Below are 17,697 nucleotides of genomic sequence, written 5' to 3' on the forward strand. Positions count from 1 at the left end.
ACACCGCCTCCGTCGGCAGGTCGGCCGCAGCCGTCAACCCGGCGACCACCCCGGTCAGGAGCTCGCCCAGGCCCGGCGACGCCGGCGGGGGCTCGAGGGAGAGGATGGCCATACCCGTATGCTATCGAACACCTGTTCGAGTCACAAGCACCCGTCCACACCGTGGCCCCGACAGGCTCGACCCACGGGGAGCCACGTCAAGCGGTCAGTCGATGGAGGTCGACTTCTCCCCGCGGGCCCGCGCTGGGCGAACGACCAGTCCACGCCGGGCGCCAGGCCCTCCGCGACGCCGACCTGCGGGCCGATGTGCCGGGCCAGGTGGCGCACGTGCTCGTCGACCTGGTCTGGCCGGACCCGCGGCGCGCCGCGCTCATCACCTCGTGCAGAGCGGCGTCGAACGTCGCCTGCTCGGCCGGGTCGAGCACCCCCGTTGCCCGGCCGCGCGAGGCGCTCGAGGTCGCCGATCGGGAGCGGCCGGATGCTGTCCGGCGTGAGCTGCTCGGGGAGGTCGGCCCGGGTCAGCCCACGCAGGTCTCGAGGCACGCGTCCTCCCGGAACGGTGTCGTCTCTGCGCCACCGTCCCGGCACCGCGGCGACGCCGGCTCGAGCCGCGCCGGGTCACCGGAGCAGGAACGAGGTCAGCGCGGCGAGGCCGACGACCACGATCACGACCCGCAGCACCACCGGCGACAGCTTGCGGCCGACCGTCGCCCCGAGCTGCCCGCCGACGACCGAGCCGGTCGCGATCAGGGCCACCACCGTCCAGTCGACGTGCGCCACGACGATGAAGATCAGACCGGCCACGCCGTTCACCAGGCCGGCCAGGACGTTCTTGAGCCCGTTGAGGCGTTGCAGCGTGTCGGTGATCGCGATGCCCAGGATGCCGATCAGGATCACGCCCTGCGCCGCGCCGAAGTACCCGCCGTACACCCCGGTGCCGAAGACCGCGGGCCACACCCACCAGGGGCCCGCGTCACCAGCCGCGTCGTCGTGCTGCGCGCCAACCCGGCGCGAGATGCGCGGTTGGAGCACCACGAGCACCAGCCCGACGACGATCAGGGCCGGCACTATCGCGCGGAACGCACCGGCGGGCAGCACCAGGAGCAGACCCGCCCCGACCACCCCACCGAGCACGGCGGCGCTGCCCAGCCGGACGGCGCGGCCGCGCTGCCCGACCAGCTCGCGCCGGTAGCCGACGACCCCGCTGGCCACCCCGGGGACGAGGCCGATCGTGTTGGAGACGTTCGCGGTCACCGGCGCGACCCCGAAGGCCAGCAGGGTCGGGAAGGTGATCAGCGTTCCCGAGCCGACAACGGCGTTGATGGTGCCGGCGGCCATGCCCGCCAGGAGCACGGCCGCCATCTGAAGGAGCGTCACTGCGCGGGCGGGGCCTCCGGGGCGTCGCCACCGTCGGTGGCGGGCGGCTCGTCGGTGGCCGTGGGCGTGCCCGGGGAGGCGGCCGCGGCCGCGGCAGCGGCATCGGCCGCGACGTGGGCGCCGTGGCCGGGGTTGGCGGCGTTCTCCGCCTCGGCGATCGCGTCCTGGACTGCCTGGTCGGCGCTCGACAGCGCGGCGTCGGTGGTCGCGGCGATGGCGGCCGGCTCGGTGGACCCCATGTCGACGCGGGTGCGCGGGCCTCCGGAAGCCTTGGGGATCCCCGCGATCTCGTGGACCGACGAGCCCAGCCCCTCGAGCGCCTTGGTGATCTCCGACGGGATCACCCAGACCTTGTTGGCCTCGCCCTGGGCGATCTTGGGCATCATCTGGAGGTACTGGTAGGCCAGCAACGCCTGGTCCGGCTGCCCGTCGTGGATCGCCTGGAAGACGGTCTGGATCGCCTGCCCCTCACCCTGGGCACGCAGGATCGCGGCCTCGCGATCGGCCTGGGCCCGCAGGATCTGCGACTCCCGGGCACCCTCGGCCGTCAGGATCGCCGACTGCTTCTCCCCCTCGGCACTCAGGATGGCGGACTGCCGCTGACCCTCCGCGGTGAGGATCGTCGCACGCTTCTCACGGTCGGCGCGCATCTGCTTCTCCATCGAGTCCTTGATCGACGGCGGCGGGTCGATGCCCTTGAGCTCGACCCGGTTGACCCGGATCCCCCACTTGCCGGTGGCCTCGTCGAGGACGCCGCGCAGCCCGGAGTTGATCTGGTCGCGGCTGGTCAGGGTGGCCTCGAGGTCCATACCGCCCACGATGTTGCGCAGGGTCGTCATGGTCAGCTGCTCGATCGCCTGGATGTAGTTGGCGATCTCGTACGTCGCGGCGATCGGGTCGGTGACCTGGAAGTAGATGACGGTGTCGATCGAGACCACGAGGTTGTCCTCGGTGATCACCGGCTGTGGCGGGAAGCTGACGACCTGCTCGCGCAGGTCGATCATGTAGCGCACCTTGTCGACGAAGGGGACCACGACGTTCAGCCCGGCCGGGAGCGTCTCCTTGTACTTCCCGAAGCGCTCCACGATGCCCGCCCTGGCCTGCGGGATGATCCGGACCGTACGGGCCAGCATCACCAGCACGAACAGCACGACCACGATCAGCAGCGCGTACACGACCGGCATCGAGGGCTCCTTAGATGGGTTGCTTCGAGACTACTTGCCTGGTCAGGGCATCAGCTCGCCGACCGGGTGGACGTACGCCGTGGCGCCGCGGATCGCGAACACCTCGACAGTGACTCCCGTAGCGATCGTCGTGGACTCGTCGTAGGGGCATGCCGACCAGACCTCGCCGCCCAGCTTGACGCGGCCCGGGTGATGGGCCGTGAGCTCCTCGGTCACCACGCCCTGCTGCCCGAGCAGCTTCTTGGTACCGGTGACGAGGTCAGGCCCCTGGTGCAGCTTGGCCACCAGGTTGGGCCGGACCAGCGCCAGCATCGCCGTCGAGCTGCCCGCCGCGAGCAGGACCTGGAGTGCCAAGGGGAGCGACGCGATCGCGGCCAGGGCGCCGACGGCGGCACCTACGGCGACCATGATCAGGATCAGGTCCAGGCTGACCATCTCGGCGACGCCCAGCGCCACCGCCAGGACCAGCCAGGCGGCCCAGAGGTGATCCCCCAGCCACTCCATGGCGCGAGCCTATCCCGCGAACGGCCCGGACCCCCGCGATTGCCTCAACCTTCACTGCGACGGCGCAGCCGCCTGCGGGCGGTCCACCGGCCGCCCTCGAAGCTGAGCACGAGCGGCATGTCGAAGGTCTGGGAGAGGTGCTCCTCGGTGATCACGAGCCGGATCGGCCCGGCCGCGACGACCCGGCCGGCCCGCAGCAGCATCGCGTGGGTGAACCCCGGGGGGATCTCCTCCACGTGGTGGGAGACGAGCACGGTCGCCGGCGAGCCCGGGTCGAGTGCCAGCGTCGACAGGGTCACGACGAGATCCTCACGGCCCCCGAGGTCGAGCCCGGCGGCCGGCTCGTCGAGCAGCAGCAGCTCCGGGTCGGCCATCAGGGCCCGGGCGATCTGGACCCGCTTGCGCTCTCCCTCGCTGAGGGTGCCGAACGTGCGGTCGAGCAGATGGTCGGCCCGTACCGAGGCAAGCAGCTCGCGAGCCCGGTCGTGGTCGAAGTCGTCGTAGGCCTCCCGCCAGCGCCCCACCACGGCGTACGACGCACTGACGACGACGTCGCGGACCAGCTCGTGACGCGGGATGCGCTCGGCGAGCGCGGCGCTGGTGAGCCCAATGCGCGGCCGCAGCTCGAAGACGTCCACGGTGCCGAGCACCTCGTCGAGGATGCCGGCAACGCCGTCGGTGGGATGGACCTGCGCCGAGGCGACCTGGAGCAGCGTCGTCTTCCCGGCGCCGTTGGGCCCCAGCACCACCCAGCGCTCGCCCTCCGCGACGCGCCACGAGATCCGGTCCAGCAGCGTCGCCTGGCCCCGTCGCACGGTCACGTCGGCGAACTCGATCACCGCGACCATGATCGCCACCCTATCGAGGTAGGGTGACGCGCCGTGCCGACCGACTCAGCACCGGCCCTGCCCGTCTCAGCCCTGGTGGCGTGGTGGGGTACCTCCTGGCTGCGCGGTCAGGTCGTGCTCGATCTGGTCCTCGACGCGGTGCTGGGGCAGGATGCGACGCACGTCGTGGCCGGGCTGCCCGGCGTCGACGGTTCGGTGCCGCTGTCGCGGGCGCTGGCCGAGATCCGCGTGAGCGGGGCTTCGTCGTTCGGGCTGGCGCTGGCCGTCCCGGGTGACCCGGTGGGACTGGGCGGTCCCGCGGACCTGACGACGGCCGCGCTCGAGTGCGGCGAGGCGGTCGTGGCCGGTGCCGCCGCCCTCGTGCCGCGACGGGTAGGCGCCGCCGTGGAGTGGACTGCGTACCCGGCGTCGCCGCGGCATCCGCCCGATGTCGGCGAGGCCGATCGCGGGCTGCGCCTGGCCCTGCGCGACGCGGCGTCGGCTCTCGCCGCGCTCGACGTGGCCCGCTGGCGCCCGGAGGCGGCGGACGCGCTGCTGAACCTGCACCATCCGCCGCGGCTGCGCCCGCCCGCGGGCACGCCACCGCGCTGCGCCGAGCTGGCCGGCCGCTCGCTCCAGGCCCGCGCCATCGCCGACCTGGCGCTGGAGGACGACGGCGGAGCGCTCAGCGCTGCCGATGCCGGGCGTCGCCGCGACGCCCTCCAGCCACTGGCCCGGGCGGCACGCCGAGGGTTGGTCGCGGCGTGCTCGCCCGAGGCGTGGGCTCCGTAGGGCTCAGGTGCCGTAGGGGTTCTGCCCGGACGGCGGACCCGGAGGCTGGCCGTAGTCGGGGCCGCTGGGCGCCTGGGGCGGCTGGCCGTACCCCGGACCGCCGGGTGCACCGGGGCCGGCGCCGTAGCCCTTGGGCGACGGGCCGTACTTGTTGTCCGGCTGGCTGTCGCGAATGTAGAAGGCGAAGATCAGGATCAGGGCGCCGATGATCGGGATGATCGCCAGCAGCTGGAGCCAGCCGGTCATCCCGACGTCGTGGAGGCGCCGGGCGCCGACAGCGAGGCTGGGAACGATGAACGCCAGGGTGGCCAGACCCTCGATCAGCCCGAAGCTGCCCGAGCGGGTGCCCAGGATGACGTCGATGATGCTGGCGACGAACGACACGATGACGGTGAACAGCACCCACCACCAGTACTCCGACCGGCGCGCTCGCCCGTTGAAGTCGGCGTACTTGCTGATGCAGATCTTGACCGCGTCTTGGAACGACATCGGGACCTCCGGGGTCTCGGACGGGACCGACACGGGCGCCGGCCAGTCGGGACGCTACCGTCCGGCCGCCCCCGAGTCACGGGTCGCGCTCAGGACTGCTGCCACACCGCCAGGGCGTTGCCCGCCGGGTCGCCGAAGTGCAAGCGTCGGCCACCGGGAAGTCGAAGATCTCCTCGTCGATCGTGCCGCCGGCCGACCGGACCGCGGCGTACGTCGCGTCCAGGTCGTCGCTGCAGAGGATCACCAGCGGCAGGCCGGGGCCGGCGGGGCGCTCGGGGTTGAGCCCGCCCATCTCGCCCTCGCCGCCGGGCCGGCCGATGCCGGAGTAGGCCGGGCCGCAGTCGGTGAAGATCCAGCCGAAGGCCTCGGCGTAGAACTCCTCGGCCGCCGCGATGTCGGTGCGGCGAGCTCGACGTCGTCGAAGGTGTGGTGGTGTCGGGTGGCTGTCATGCCGCGTCACAGTACGGACCGCCACCGACAGTCCGCCCCGCCTCGCTAGCCTCGGGAGGGTCATGAGCCACGACAAGCCGGAGACCCTGCTGCTCACGATCTCCGGCAAGGACAGGCCGGGGGTCACCTCGGCCATCTTCCGCACCCTGAGCCGGGCCGGGGTCGAGGTGCTCGACATCGAGCAGATCGTGCTGCGCCGCCGCCTGGTCCTGGGCATCCTGGTCACCGCTCCCCGCGACTGGAGGCGCCTGCGCTCGGCGGTGGAGGCCACGGCGACCGGGCTCGGCATGGGCATCGAGATCACCCGCGGCACCGGTGACAACGACGGGCGTCGTGACGGCCGTTCGCACGTCACCCTGATCGGGGCGCCGCTGCGGGCCTCGGCGATGTCGGCGGTCGCCGGCCGGATCGCCGACAGCGGTGCGAACATCGACCGCATCGAGCGGATGGCGCGCTACCCCGTGACCGCCATCGACCTCCACGTCTCCGGGGTCGACCCGGACCGCCTGCGCACGATGCTCAGCGCCGAGGCCGCCGCCCAGGGCATCGACATCGCCGTCCAGCCGTCGAGCCTGCTGCGGCGCGCCATGCGGCTGATCGTGATGGACGTCGACTCGACGCTGGTCCAGGGCGAGGTGATCGAGCTGCTCGCGGCGCACAGCGGTCAGCGCGCCGCGGTTGCCGCGGCGACCGGTCGGGCGATGCGCGGCGAGACCGACTTCGAGGAGTCCCTGCGGGAGCGGGTTGCGCTGCTCGCCGGCATCCCGGCGTCCGCTCTGGACCAGGTCTACGACGAGCTGGTGCTGGCCCCGGGGGCGCGCACGCTGGTGCGCATCCTGCGCCGGCTGGGCTACCGCTTCGCCCTGGTCTCGGGCGGGTTCAGCCAGATCACCGACCGGCTCGCGGCCGACCTGGGCATCCACTACGCCCGCGCCAACGAGCTGGAGATCGTCGACGGCCGCCTGACCGGCCGCATCGTCGGCGACGTCGTCGACCGCGCCGGCAAGGCCGCGGCGCTGCGGCACTTCGCGGCGGAGGTCGGCGTCCCGGTGGAGTCGGTGGTGGCCATCGGCGACGGCGCCAACGACCTGGACATGCTCGCCGCGGCCGGACTCGGGATCGCCTACAACGCCAAGGCGCTCGTCCAGGAGGCGGCCGACACCTCGGTCAACGTGCCCTACCTCGACGCGATCATGTACCTGCTGGGGATCAGCCGCGAGGAGATCGAGGCCCTCGACCTCACCCACGGCCTCGTCACCCCCGCTCCCCCCCTCCGATAGTACGGATCACCAGGCTGGTCCAGGGGCGGCGTTCTCCAGCGCCTTGATCCGTACTATCCCTAGGCGCGGCCCACGTGGAAGGCGACCAGGCGGGCGGAGGCGAGGTCGAGGCCGGACCACGGCGCCGGTACGGCGAACACGGCGACGGCGCCGGTCGGGAAGCCGGTCGCCATCTGGCGCGCAGCCGCCTGGTCGCCGTCGCCGTCGTCGAGCAGCTGGGCGAGGTAGGCCATGGTCGGGTTGTGGCCGACGACCACGAGCACCGAGACCGCCTCCGCGGTCTCCCGGACCAGATCCAGCGCCGTCTCCGGTCCGGCGCTGTACAGGCTGTCGGAGTACGTCGCGTCGCACGCGAACGACCCGCCCTCGGCCAGGGCGAGCCACGTCGACCTCGTCCGCCGTGCCGACGAGACCAGAGCGGCGCCGGGAGCGACGCCCAGGGACGCGAGCCAGCGTCCGGCATCGCGCGCGTCGTCCCAGCCGCGCTGGGCCAGCTCGCGGAGCGCGTCGGTCTCGCCACCAGGCTGCGCCTTCGCGTGCCGCATCACCACCAGCCGCCGCGGCCCGCCTTCTGCCTGGACGCTCACACCCGAACTCTGGCACCGGCTAGCCTTCCCTGTCATGCCTCGCCCGGACCAGCAGGACATCGGCTCGTCGACGCGACCTGGGCCGCTGATGGTGATCGGCGGCGCGGAGGACAAGCTCGGCCAGCGCGCCATCCTGACCGACTTCGTCGCCGGGAGCGGCGGCGCCGAGGCGCGGATCGTGGTGGTGCCGACCGCCTCGAGCCTGGGCGCCGAGGTCGTCGAGGTGTACGACGCGCTGTTCCGGCGGCTGGGCGCGGGCGAAGTCGTCCCCGCCGGTCCCGAGACCCGCGAGGAGGCGCACGACCCCGACCTGGTCAAGCGTGTCGACGAGGCCACCGGCGTCTTCATGACCGGCGGCAACCAGCTCAAGCTCTCCGCGGTCGTGTGCGGCACGCCGCTCGGTGACGCGATCGTCCGGGCTCACCGGCGCGGTGCCGTCGTGGCCGGGACGTCGGCGGGGGCCAGCATCCAGTCCTCGCACATGGTCGCGTTCGGCCGGGGCGGAGCGACGCCCAAGCAGCGGATGACCCAGGTGGCTGCGGGGTTAGGGCTGCTGTCCACCACGGTGATCGACCAGCACTTCGACCAGCGCAACCGCTACGGCCGGCTGTTGATGATCGTGGCCCAGTCGCCCCAGCTGCTCGGCATCGGCGTCGACGAGGACACCTGCGCGACGGTCACCCACGAGGAGGGCCACGAGATCCTCCGGGTCTCCGGGCGCGGCGCGGTCACCGTCCTCGACCCGGCCCGGCTCGTCACCAACGCCTACGAGGCGACCCGGTCCTCGCCGCTGCTGGCCAGCGGCGTCGTGCTCCACGTCCTGCCCCCGGGCACGGCGTACGACCTGACCGACCGGGTCCTGGTCCAGCGGCCCGCGCGGGTCTCCGCCCGCGAGGCGGCCGAGCTCGCCGAGGCGCAGGCGGACCTGCGCCTGATGGCGCGCGACATCGCGGCGGGTGACGTCAGCCCGTCCCACCTGCGTCGGCGGCTGGCCCGCAAGCGCGCCTCGGGCAAGACTGGCCGCAGCGCCGGATCCGTAGACCCGGCCCATCCCGAGGTACAGGACGGAGACCCCAGGTGAGCGAACGCCCGACCCCCGACCTCACGATCCTCGAGACGCGCGTCTACCGCGGCCCCAACATCTGGTCCTACGACAAGTCCATCCATCTCGTGGTCGACCTGGGCGGGCTCGAGAGGTTCCCCACCGACAAGCTCCCCGGGTTCACCGAGCACCTGCTCGAGGCCCTGCCCGGCCTGGCTCAGCACTCCTGCTCGCGCGGTCGCCGGGGCGGGTTCGTCGAGCGCCTCCAGGAGGGCACGTGGCTCGGCCACGTCGCCGAGCACTGCGCGCTCGCGCTCCAGCAGGTCGTGGGTCACGACATCCGGCGCGGCAAGACCCGCGGGGTCAAGGGCGAGCCGGGCCACTACAACGTCATCTACGGCTACATCGACGAGAACGTCGGGCTGGCGGCCGGTCGCCTCGCGATCCGGCTGGTCAACCACCTCGTCCGCGCCGACCCCGAGTTCGACTGGGCCGGCGAGCTCGAGCACTTCATCATCCGCGCCGAGCGCACGGCCTTCGGGCCGTCGACCCAGGCTCTCGTGGACGAGGCGGTGAGCCGCGACATCCCATGGATCCGGCTCAACCAGTACTCCCTGGTCCAGCTCGGGCAGGGCGTCCACGCCAAGCGGATCCGCGCGACGATGACCTCGGAGACCAGCTCGATCGCGGTCGACGTCGCCTCCGACAAGGACCTCACCACCAAGCTCCTGGGCGCGGCGGGGCTGCCGGTCCCCAAGCAGGAGTCGGTGCGCGACGCCGACGGCGCGGTCGCGGCGGCCCGGAGGATCGGCTTCCCGGTGGTGGTCAAGCCGCTCGACGGCAACCACGGCCGCGGCGTCTGCCTGAACCTCGCCTCGGACCACGACGTGCGCGAGGCCTTCCCGGTGGCCCGGGACCAGTCGCGACGCGGCACCTGCATCGTCGAGTCGTTCGTGACCGGCCGCGACTACCGCTGCCTGATCATCGACGGTCGGATGGCCGCGATCGCCGAGCGCGTCCCGGCCTCGGTCACCGGCGACGGCCGCGGCACGGTCCGCGAGCTGGTCGACCTCACCAACGCCGACCCGCGCCGAGGCGTGGGCCACGAGAAGGTGCTGACCCGGATCAAGCTCGACGCCGCCGCCGAGGAGGTGCTGGCCGGGCAGGGGCACAGCCTCGACTCGGTCCCCGCCGAGGGCGAGACGGTCAAGCTCGCCCTGACCGGCAACATGTCGACCGGCGGAATCTCGATCGACCGGACGTTCGAGGCCCACCCGGAGAACGTCGAGATCGCCGAGGAGGCGGCCCGGATGATCGGGCTCGACATCGCGGGGATCGACTTCATCTGCCCCGACATCACCGAGCCGGTGCGCGACACCGGCGGCGCCATCTGCGAGGTGAACGCCGCGCCGGGGTTCCGCATGCACACCCACCCGACGATCGGCGAGCCGCAGTTCATCGCCAAGCCGGTCGTCGACATGCTCTTCCCCCCGGGCGCACCCTCACGCATCCCGGTCGTCGCCGTCACCGGCACCAACGGCAAGACGACGACGTCCCGGATGATCAGCCACATCTTCAAGGGCATGGGCCGCAAGGTCGGGATGACCTCCACCGACGGCGTCGTGATCGACGAGCGGCTGGTGATCAGGGCCGACGCGTCCGGGCCCCGCAGTGCGCGGATGGTGCTCCAGAACCCGCGCGTCGACTTCGCGGTCTTCGAGGTGGCCCGCGGCGGCATCCTCCGCGAGGGTCTCGGCTACGAGCGCAACGACGTGGCGGTCGTGCTCAACGTCCAGCCCGACCACCTCGGCATGCGCGGCATCGACACCGTCGAGCAGCTCGCCGACGTCAAGGCCGTCGTGGTCGAGGCGGTGCCTCGCGACGGGCACGCCGTGCTGAACGCCGACGACCCGCTGGTGCGCGAGATGCGGCGCCGCTGCTCGGGCCAGGTCGTGTGGTTCTCCATGGAGGAGCCCGGCTCGGAGGTCCGCGAGATGATCGAGGCGCACTGCCGGCGGGGCGGGAAGGCGCTGGTCCTCAACCCGTCGGACCGCGGCGAGATGATCGTGGTCAAGCACGGCCGCCGCGAGATGCAGCTGGCCTGGACCCACCTCCTGCCCGCGACCTTCAGCGGCCGCGCCCGGATGAACGTCCAGAACTCCCTGGCCGCCGCCGCGGCCGCCTTCGCCGCCGGTGCGCCGCTGCACGACATCCGGCAGGGCCTGCGCAGCTTCTCGACCAACTACTACCTCTCCCCCGGACGCCTCAACGAGGTCGACGTGAACGGCGCGCACGTGATCGTCGACTACTGCCACAACGCGCCCGGGATGCGGATGCTCGGCGACTTCGTCGACCGGGTGGGCGACTCGCTGTCGGCCACCTCCGAGCTCGGACGGCTCTCACGGATCGGAGTCGTGGCCACCGCGGGCGACCGACGCGACGAGGACATGCGCGAGCTGGGGGCGGTCGCGGCCGAGCACTTCGACGTGGTCATCGTGCGTGAGGACGACAACCTCCGGCGGCGCCCGCGCGGCGAGACCGCGGGACTGGTCACCGAGGGCGTGCGGAAGGCCATGGAGGACGGCGCGCGCTGCAAGCAGGTCGAGATGGTCCTGGAGGAGATCGACGCCGTGCGCCACGCGCTCTCCCGGGCCAACCCGGGCGACCTGGTGGTGATCTGCGTCGACCAGCACGGCCGGGTGATGGGCGAGCTCGAGTCGTGGTCGCACCGGGCGCAGGCGGGCTCCGTCGAGAATCCCGACGCCCCCGCCGCCGACCCCGACTACTACCCGTCCGAGGCGCAGCCGGAGACCTCAGTCGGTACCTGACCCAGGGGCACCCCGCAGCGCGGCCTCGAGGCGGCGCATCGCATCCGGGACGGCGTCGGCCCCGATCCCGCCGAAGCCGATGGCCAGGCCGGGTCGCGGCGGCAGCCGGCGGTAGTGGTCCGAGAGGGCCTCGACGCGCACGCCACGCGCTGCCGCGCGTGCCGCGGCCTCCCGGTCGTCGACCGACTCGTCACGAAACCTCGCGCAGACGTGGAGCCCGGCCACCGACGGCACCACGTCGAGCAGGTCGGCACACCCGGCCAGCCCGGCCAGCACCCGGTCGCGCCGCTCTCGGTAGACGCGGGTGGCCCGGCGCACGTGAGCCGCGTGGTGACCCTCGGCGAGGAACTCGGCGAGGGCCCCCTGGGTGGTCAGGTCGCCCTCCCACGTCGTCACCCGCTTGGCCTCGCGCACCGCCGCGGCCAGCGAGCGCGGCGGCACGACGTACCCGACGCGCAGAGCCGGCAGCAACGACTTCGAGAACGTGCCGACGTAGGCGACGCGACCCACCCGGTCCAGGCTCTGGAGGGGTTCGACCGGCTGCTCGCCGAAGCGGAACTCGCTGTCGTAGTCGTCCTCGAGGATCAGCGCGTCGTGCTCGACGGCCCAGCGCAGCAGCGCCACCCGGCGGCCCAGCGACATCGCCACCCCGGTCGGGAACTGGTGCGACGGGGTGACGTAGACCAGTCGCGTCTCCGGCGGGATCGCCTCCACGACCAGCCCTTCGTCGTCGACGGGCACGCCGCGCAGGGCGACGCGGTGGGTCTCCAGGAGCCGGTGGACCGCGAAGTACCCCGGATCCTCGACCGCCACCACCGCCCGCGGCGCGAGGACGACCCGGGCCATCAGGTCGACCGCCTGCTGGGCGCCGGCGGTGACGATCACGTCGTCCCCCGAGGCAACGACTCCGCGGGCCAGGCCGAGGAAGCGGGCGATCTCGCGCTGAAGCCGAGGCGAGCCGCGACCGGAGTACGCCGACTCCTCGAGCCGCGAGCGCCGCAGCTGCGCGCCGACCAGCCGACGCCAGACCTCGAGCGGGAACAGCGCGGGCTCGGGCTGGCCGAGCGAGAGGTCGTGGAGCGGGCGGTCCCGTCGGCTCGGTCGCGGCGCGGTCGCCTCCCACAGGGGCAGCGGATGCACGGCACCGGGTCGCGCCCGCCGGCCGTCCCCGGAGGCGTCCGTCGACCGGCCCATGGCGTCGCCCGTGGCGTCGTACAGGCTGACGGTCGCGACGTAGGTACCCGAGCCGGTCCGCGCCTCCAGGAAGCCCTCGGCGCTCAGCCGGTCGTAGGCCGCGGTCACGGTCCCGCGGGCGACGCCCAGCTGGCGGGCCAGGTCGCGGGTCGCCGGCACCCGGTCACCCGGCTCCAGCCGCCCGTCGAGAACCGCCGCGCGCAGCTCGCGGTAGATGCGCGCGACGCGGTCCCCCGGCCCGGCCAGGGTCACCTGGAGATCCACGCCGTTCTCCTCGGCGATCAGCCGCGGAGCTCGGGCTCCCACGCCCGGGAGGAGACCGCGAGCATGTTCCAGGCGTTGATCGTGACGATCAGGGCGAGCAGCGCGCCCACCTCGTCGGGCGACCAGTGGGCCGCGACCGCGTCGTACTCCTCGGCGGGAACCCGGGTGTCGGCGACCCGGCTGACGACCTCGGTGAAGCGGAACGCCGCGCGCTCGCGCTCGGTGAAGAACGGCGACTCGTTCCAGACGGCCACGGCGCTGATCCGCTGGGCGGCCTCGCCGGCGCCGGCCGCGTCGGAGCTGTGCATGTCGACGCAGTAGGAGCAGCCGTTGATCTGGGAGGCGCGCAGCCGCAGCAGGTCGCGCAGTCCCGCCGGGATGCCGGCGCGGTCGAGCTCGCGGGTCGCCGTCGCGTCGAGGTGCTGCATCCCCTTGGCGAACGACGGGACGACGGCGTCGACGTCCAGCCGGGCGGGGATGTGGTGGAGGGTCCCGGTGGTCATGGGTCCACCGTAGGCCGATTCTGGACCAGACAGATGAGCCGGTTCCGGTCTCTTTGACTGGTCCACTTCTCTGCTCCACTGCTCTGGCAACTCAGCGCACGTGGACGACTCGGGCGGTGTCCGGTGGTGGGTTGCGGAACGCCGCTCGGGGCAGCCGCTCACCCAGCCGCACCCGGCCCGGGTGACGTCGGGCCAGCCCGCGGGCGGCGCCCTCCGCGACCACGAGGTCCGCAGACCGGAGCCAGCGCAGCCGGGTCAGCGTGCCCACCAGCGCGTTGATCCCGGCGTACGGCGGGTTGGCCACGACGCGGAACGGGTGCCCAGGCCAGCGGAACTCCTCGATGTCGACCTCGAGGACGGACACCGACAGCTGCCCGGCTCGGTGGCGCAGCACGGCGGCCCGGTGCGGGTGCAGCTCCACGGCGAGCACCCGGCAGCCCGCCCTGGCCAGCGGCAGGGTCAGGGCACCGTCCCCGGCCCCCAGGTCGACCACGACCTCACCCGGGCGAACGGGCGAGCCCGCCACGACCGCCTCGGCCCACTCAGGGGTGAGCGGGTGCCATCCCCAGCCTCTCGGCCGGCTCGCAGCCCCGCGCCGCGGCTTCGCCGCGGCCACGGCGGACCATCATCATGACCATCACCATGGCTGCGACCCTAGGCAGCGTCGGCCTCCTGACGCGACAGGGTTTCGGCAGGGACCGCGACGGCCCGACGCTCGCCGACCAGCAGCACGACCAGCGCCCCGACCAGGGACACCGCCGCGGTGACCAGCGCAGCACGGTTCCAGCCGTCGACCAGGGCGGCGGGCGAGATCGCACCCGAGGGGGTCGCGACCACCGAGACCACGGTGACGCCCAGCGCCGACCCGAGGTACCGCGCGGTGTTGTTGGCGCCGCTGCCCAGGCCCGCCTGGGCCGCCGGCACGCTGGCCACGCTCTCGCGGCCCAGCGCGGCGTTCAGGACCCCCGAGGCCACTCCGGCCAGCAGCAGCCCCGGGACGAACCGGCCCGCGCCGGACCCCGTGCCGACGCCCCACAGCATCAGCTGGCCGATCGCGACCACGACCAGCGAGATGCCCATCCGGGCCCGGCCGGTCCAGTGGTGAGGGAGCCGCCGCGACAGGATCGCGGTGAGCACGCTCGGGCCCGACCACGCCAGCATCAGCCACGCCGTGGTCGTGGGGGGCAGCCCCAGGGCAAGGCCGGCGAACCCCGAGATGAACGAGAGCAGCGCGATGATGCCGCCGCCGGTCGCCAGCGCCGCCACCGTGACCGCGGCGAAGGCCGGTCGCCGGAACAACGTCAGGTCGACCATCGCGTGGTCCGAGCGCAGCTCGGCCGTCACGAACGCGGCCAGCAGCAGCACGCCGGCGCCCAGGAGGACCAGCACCAGCGGGCGCGTCCAGCCCTGGCGTCCCTCGGTCAGACCCGCCAGCAGCGAGCTCGAGCCGGCCGCCAGCAGCACGACCCCCGGCACGTCGAGGCGGGCCCGGTGGGCCGACCGCGACTCGTTGCACCCGCTCGCCGTCAGCGCCAGCACCACCGCACCCGCCGCGAGCACGGCGTACACGTCGCGCCAGGAGCTCCACCGACCCAGCCAGGTCGACAGGACCGGCCCGACGGCGATGCCCGCACCCACGCTCGCGCCCCACAGGCCGGTGGCCCGGGCCCGCTCGAGCGGCTCGGTGAACGCCACGGCGATCATGCCGAGCCCGGCCGCGATGACGGCCGCGCCGCCCGTGCCCGTCAGCACGCGAGCCGCCACGAACACCCCCACCCCGGGCGCGACAGCGCCCAGCAGCGAGCCCGCGGCCAGCAGCACGGCTCCCGCCACGAACGTCCGCCGACGGCCGAAGTCGTCGGCGACCCGGCCTGCGGTGAGCAGGAACGCCCCCAGGCCGATCGACATCGAGCTGAGGATCCACGTCCGCCCGGAGGCACCCGCGTCCAGCCCGGCGGCGGTCTGGTTCAGGTTGGCCAGCGGCGCGGTGAACGCGACGAGCACCGCCACGGTGCCCAGGGTGGCGGTGAGGAGGGTGCGGCGGGCGGCGGTCACGGTGGCTCCCTTTAGTCTGTTCATTGAACTAACGGCACCGTAGCATATAGTCTGTCCATCAGACCAGATGAAATTCTTCCGACCGGAGGCCACGATGCCACTCGGCACCGACTACGCCCGCCAGGACTGCTCGCTGGCCCGCTCACTGGAGCTCGTCGGGGAGCGCTGGACGCTGCTGCTCCTGCGCGACGCCTTCCTGGGAGTACGCCGGTTCTCCGACTTCCAGGCGCACCTCGACATCTCCCGAGCCGTGCTCAGCTCGCGCCTGGACGCGCTGGTCGCCGACGGGCTGCTCACCCGCAGCGGCGAGGGTCACCCGACCTACGAGCTCACCGAGGAGGGCCTCGACCTGTGGCCGGCGCTCTACGCGCTCGTGCAGTGGGGCGACCGGCGGACGACGCCGGGACGCCCGCGGCGCCTCTACCAGCACGTCGGCTGCGGCGACCTCGGCCCGGACGGACGCTGCCACGCCTGCGGCCTCACGCCGGCCCCCGGCGACGTCGAGGTGCGGCAGGGGCCTGGCGCCGACCCCTCACTGCGCGACGACCCGGTGTCGGTGGCGCTGCGTCAGCCTCACCGGCTGCTCCAGCCGATCCCGGTCCGCTGACGCCCGGCGCTCAGGCCCGGGCCGCGCGGACCTTCGCGCCGAGCTGCTCCGGGGTGTCAGCCGTGCCGCCGTGGGCGGCGATCCAGTCGTAGACCTGCTGACGCTCGGCGTGGCACATCAGCCCCACGACGTCCCCGGGGCCGGCCTGGGCGACCAGGGCGGCCAGGCACTCGACCTCGGTCGGGTACGCCGGCACGTCGTGCACCCCCACCCGCTCCGCGCCCTCGCGCAGCAGCGTCTCCAGCTCCTCGACGGACCTGCCTCGAAGGTAGTGCTGCTTGTGGCCGATCGCGACCACGTCGGCGCCCATCCCGCCGATCTCCCCCAGCCGGCCGATCAGCTCGTCGGTGCGGTCTCCGACCGCCCCCAGGCCCAGCAGCAGACGGGTCCCCGCGCGGCGTACGCCGGACATGACCTCCAGCAGCGCCTCGAGCCCGGCCTCGTTGTGGGCCAGGTCGATGACCACGCAGACCTCGCCGCCGTCCACCGGCACCGTGAAGAAGTTCATCCGGCCGGGGTTGTGCTCGGGGTCCGGGCGGAACGAGCGGAGCCCCTCGACCACCGTCGCGCGCGCAATGCCGGCGGCCAGCCCCGCCGACGCCGCGGCGAGGGTGTTCTCGACGTTGAAGCGGGAGAGTCCCGCCAGCGTCATCGGCACGTCCACGAGCTCGACCAGCGGGTCGGCGTCCGCCCCTGGCCTCAGGACCGCGACCCAGCCGTCGATCACGGTCGTGGCGCGGCCGCCGGCGTCCAGGGTCTCGCGGACGGCGGGTGAGCTGGGGTCGCGCGAGAACACCCACGGGCGGCAGTGGATGACCGAGCGCATCGCGAAGACGCGCGGGTCGTCGCCGTTGAGGACCGCCCAGCCCCCGCGTCGCGTGATCCGTGGGACGACGGCCTTGACCTCCGCGAGCTGGTCGAGGGTGTCGATGCCTTGCAGCCCGAGGTGGTCGGCACTGACGTTGGTCACCACCGAGACGTCGTTGCGGGTCAGCCCGATGCCCTTGAGCAGGATGCCGCCGCGCGCGGTCTCGGTGACCGCGAACTGCACTCCCGGCAGACCGAGCACCCGACCGGCGCCGCTCGGGCCGGAGTAGTCCCCCGCCTCGACCAGCTTGCCGTCCAGGTAGATGCCGTCGGTGTTGGACCAGCCGACGACCTTCCCGCCCGTGCGGGCGATGTGGGCGATCATCCGGCTGGTGGTGGTCTTGCCGTTGGTGCCGGTGACGGCCACCACCGGGATCGTCGGGCGGATCGTGTGCGGCCGCTCCCCCTCCGCCGAGGCGGCGACCCGCTCGGCGGCGCGTCCGACCGCCCACTCGACGTCCTCGCCGGGCACGGCGTCGAGCACGTCGGCCACGGCCCGCGCCATCTCCTGGGCCCGCTCCCGATGTCGCCAGGGGTAGGCGACGACGACCAGGTGGGGGTCGCTGGTGGGGCGCACCCGGACGGCGAGCCGCACCGTGCCCGACTCACGCGCGATCTCGCGCACCAGCCGGGCCACGGCCCGCAGCGCGAAACGCTGCCGGAAGCCGGTGTCGGGCTCGCCGGGTCGGGCGCCGGCGAGCCCGATCCGCCGGGCCAGCCGCTCGGCGGTCGCCGTCGGCGCCGAGGCCAGCCCCTCGATGTCGAGCGTGGCCTTGATGGCCGCGCGCGGGAAGTACAGGTTCGGCCCCTCCAGAACCCGAAGCTCGGTCAGCGACGTCACGCGGGC

At 73.4% G+C, this 17,697-nt stretch carries 17 protein-coding genes; 5 read left to right on the forward strand and 12 right to left on the reverse strand.

Translation table 11 applies throughout. The features are described 5' to 3' along the window. Positions 1-618: 618 nt before the first annotated feature. The 4 genes from VHW64_RS02435 to VHW64_RS02450 are packed head-to-tail and all read right to left on the reverse strand — an operon-like array spanning position 619 to position 3,913. Positions 619-1,362, reverse strand: a complete 744-nt coding sequence (locus VHW64_RS02435) for a sulfite exporter TauE/SafE family protein (RefSeq protein WP_414690439.1) — start codon at positions 1,360-1,362, stop codon at positions 619-621. 11 nt (positions 1,363-1,373) lie between these two features. After that, complete coding sequence (locus tag VHW64_RS02440) at positions 1,374-2,561, reverse strand: SPFH domain-containing protein (RefSeq protein WP_329648915.1); 1,188 nt, start codon at positions 2,559-2,561, stop codon at positions 1,374-1,376. Positions 2,562-2,603: 42 nt separating this feature from the next. Further along, positions 2,604-3,065, reverse strand: a complete 462-nt coding sequence (locus VHW64_RS02445; RefSeq protein ID WP_329648916.1) for an NfeD family protein — start codon at positions 3,063-3,065, stop codon at positions 2,604-2,606. A gap of 44 nt (positions 3,066-3,109) precedes the next feature. Next, the gene (locus tag VHW64_RS02450; RefSeq protein ID WP_329648917.1) at positions 3,110-3,913 is read right to left on the reverse strand and encodes an ABC transporter ATP-binding protein; all 804 of its coding nucleotides are present in this window, start codon (positions 3,911-3,913) and stop codon (positions 3,110-3,112) included. A 33-nt stretch (positions 3,914-3,946) separates the two neighbouring features. Here VHW64_RS02450 and VHW64_RS02455 point away from each other — a divergent pair, with 33 nt between their 5' ends. Next, a complete protein-coding gene (locus tag VHW64_RS02455; protein ID WP_329648918.1) occupies positions 3,947-4,684 on the forward strand; it encodes a hypothetical protein in 738 nt (245 codons plus the stop codon). 3 nt (positions 4,685-4,687) lie between these two features. Here VHW64_RS02455 and VHW64_RS02460 read toward each other — a convergent pair whose 3' ends face one another. Both VHW64_RS02460 and VHW64_RS02465 read right to left on the reverse strand, forming a co-directional pair. Next, entirely contained in the window at positions 4,688-5,173 is a 486-nt protein-coding gene (locus VHW64_RS02460) for a DUF805 domain-containing protein (protein ID WP_329648919.1), read from the reverse strand. A 76-nt stretch (positions 5,174-5,249) separates the two neighbouring features. Continuing rightward, the gene (locus tag VHW64_RS02465; protein ID WP_329648920.1) at positions 5,250-5,633 is read right to left on the reverse strand and encodes a VOC family protein; all 384 of its coding nucleotides are present in this window, start codon (positions 5,631-5,633) and stop codon (positions 5,250-5,252) included. A gap of 52 nt (positions 5,634-5,685) precedes the next feature. Here VHW64_RS02465 and serB point away from each other — a divergent pair, with 52 nt between their 5' ends. Continuing rightward, a complete protein-coding gene (gene serB, locus VHW64_RS02470) occupies positions 5,686-6,903 on the forward strand; it encodes a phosphoserine phosphatase SerB (RefSeq protein WP_329648921.1) in 1,218 nt (405 codons plus the stop codon). Positions 6,904-6,962: 59 nt separating this feature from the next. Here the strand turns inward: serB and VHW64_RS02475 are convergent, their stop codons facing one another. Further along, complete coding sequence (locus tag VHW64_RS02475; protein ID WP_329648922.1) at positions 6,963-7,490, reverse strand: histidine phosphatase family protein; 528 nt, start codon at positions 7,488-7,490, stop codon at positions 6,963-6,965. Between the two features lie 34 nt (positions 7,491-7,524). Here VHW64_RS02475 and VHW64_RS02480 point away from each other — a divergent pair, with 34 nt between their 5' ends. Then, the gene (locus VHW64_RS02480; RefSeq protein WP_329648923.1) at positions 7,525-8,571 is read left to right on the forward strand and encodes a cyanophycinase; all 1,047 of its coding nucleotides are present in this window, start codon (positions 7,525-7,527) and stop codon (positions 8,569-8,571) included. Beyond that, a complete protein-coding gene (cphA, locus tag VHW64_RS02485; protein ID WP_329648924.1) occupies positions 8,568-11,360 on the forward strand; it encodes a cyanophycin synthetase in 2,793 nt (930 codons plus the stop codon). The genes VHW64_RS02480 and cphA overlap by 4 nt, the downstream gene beginning before the upstream one ends. On the opposite strand, the gene VHW64_RS02490 is transcribed toward cphA, so the two are convergent. The 4 genes from VHW64_RS02490 to VHW64_RS02505 form a co-directional block, all read right to left on the reverse strand. Next, positions 11,346-12,860 carry a PLP-dependent aminotransferase family protein gene (locus VHW64_RS02490; protein WP_329648925.1) on the reverse strand — a complete coding sequence of 505 codons (1,515 nt, stop codon included), beginning with the start codon at positions 12,858-12,860 and terminating at the stop codon, positions 11,346-11,348. The two genes, cphA and VHW64_RS02490, sit on opposite strands and share 15 nt — an antisense overlap. Next, entirely contained in the window at positions 12,836-13,321 is a 486-nt protein-coding gene (locus tag VHW64_RS02495; RefSeq protein WP_329648926.1) for a carboxymuconolactone decarboxylase family protein, read from the reverse strand. The genes VHW64_RS02490 and VHW64_RS02495 overlap by 25 nt, the downstream gene beginning before the upstream one ends. A gap of 91 nt (positions 13,322-13,412) precedes the next feature. Beyond that, positions 13,413-13,937, reverse strand: coding sequence for a methyltransferase domain-containing protein (locus tag VHW64_RS02500; RefSeq protein WP_329648927.1), 525 nt, complete (start codon positions 13,935-13,937; stop codon positions 13,413-13,415). 38 nt (positions 13,938-13,975) lie between these two features. Beyond that, entirely contained in the window at positions 13,976-15,376 is a 1,401-nt protein-coding gene (locus VHW64_RS02505) for an MFS transporter (RefSeq protein ID WP_329648928.1), read from the reverse strand. 67 nt (positions 15,377-15,443) lie between these two features. On the opposite strand from VHW64_RS02505, the gene VHW64_RS02510 reads away from it, so the two are divergent. Then, positions 15,444-15,983, forward strand: a complete 540-nt coding sequence (locus tag VHW64_RS02510) for a helix-turn-helix domain-containing protein (RefSeq protein ID WP_329648929.1) — start codon at positions 15,444-15,446, stop codon at positions 15,981-15,983. 10 nt (positions 15,984-15,993) lie between these two features. Here the strand turns inward: VHW64_RS02510 and VHW64_RS02515 are convergent, their stop codons facing one another. Next, positions 15,994-17,691 (reverse strand): Mur ligase family protein, encoded by a 1,698-nt coding sequence (locus tag VHW64_RS02515; protein WP_329648930.1) that lies wholly within the window; start codon positions 17,689-17,691, stop codon positions 15,994-15,996. Between the last annotated feature and the right edge of the window lie 6 nt (positions 17,692-17,697).

This window comes from Nocardioides sp. (assembly GCF_036267815.1).
In the GTDB taxonomy this organism is placed as follows: domain Bacteria; phylum Actinomycetota; class Actinomycetes; order Propionibacteriales; family Nocardioidaceae; genus Nocardioides.

Coding starts and splice junctions, on each gene's coding strand:
- VHW64_RS02480 (WP_329648923.1), top strand. CDS start 7,525: ATGCCTCGCCCGGACCAGCAGGACATCGGCTCGTCGACGCGACCTGGG.
- serB (WP_329648921.1), top strand. CDS start 5,686: ATGAGCCACGACAAGCCGGAGACCCTGCTGCTCACGATCTCCGGCAAG.
- VHW64_RS02495 (WP_329648926.1), bottom strand. CDS start 13,321: ATGACCACCGGGACCCTCCACCACATCCCCGCCCGGCTGGACGTCGAC.
- VHW64_RS02450 (WP_329648917.1), bottom strand. CDS start 3,913: ATGGTCGCGGTGATCGAGTTCGCCGACGTGACCGTGCGACGGGGCCAG.
- VHW64_RS02460 (WP_329648919.1), bottom strand. CDS start 5,173: ATGTCGTTCCAAGACGCGGTCAAGATCTGCATCAGCAAGTACGCCGAC.
- VHW64_RS02445 (WP_329648916.1), bottom strand. CDS start 3,065: ATGGAGTGGCTGGGGGATCACCTCTGGGCCGCCTGGCTGGTCCTGGCG.
- VHW64_RS02435 (WP_414690439.1), bottom strand. CDS start 1,362: ATGGCGGCCGTGCTCCTGGCGGGCATGGCCGCCGGCACCATCAACGCC.
- VHW64_RS02510 (WP_329648929.1), top strand. CDS start 15,444: ATGAAATTCTTCCGACCGGAGGCCACGATGCCACTCGGCACCGACTAC.
- VHW64_RS02440 (WP_329648915.1), bottom strand. CDS start 2,561: ATGCCGGTCGTGTACGCGCTGCTGATCGTGGTCGTGCTGTTCGTGCTG.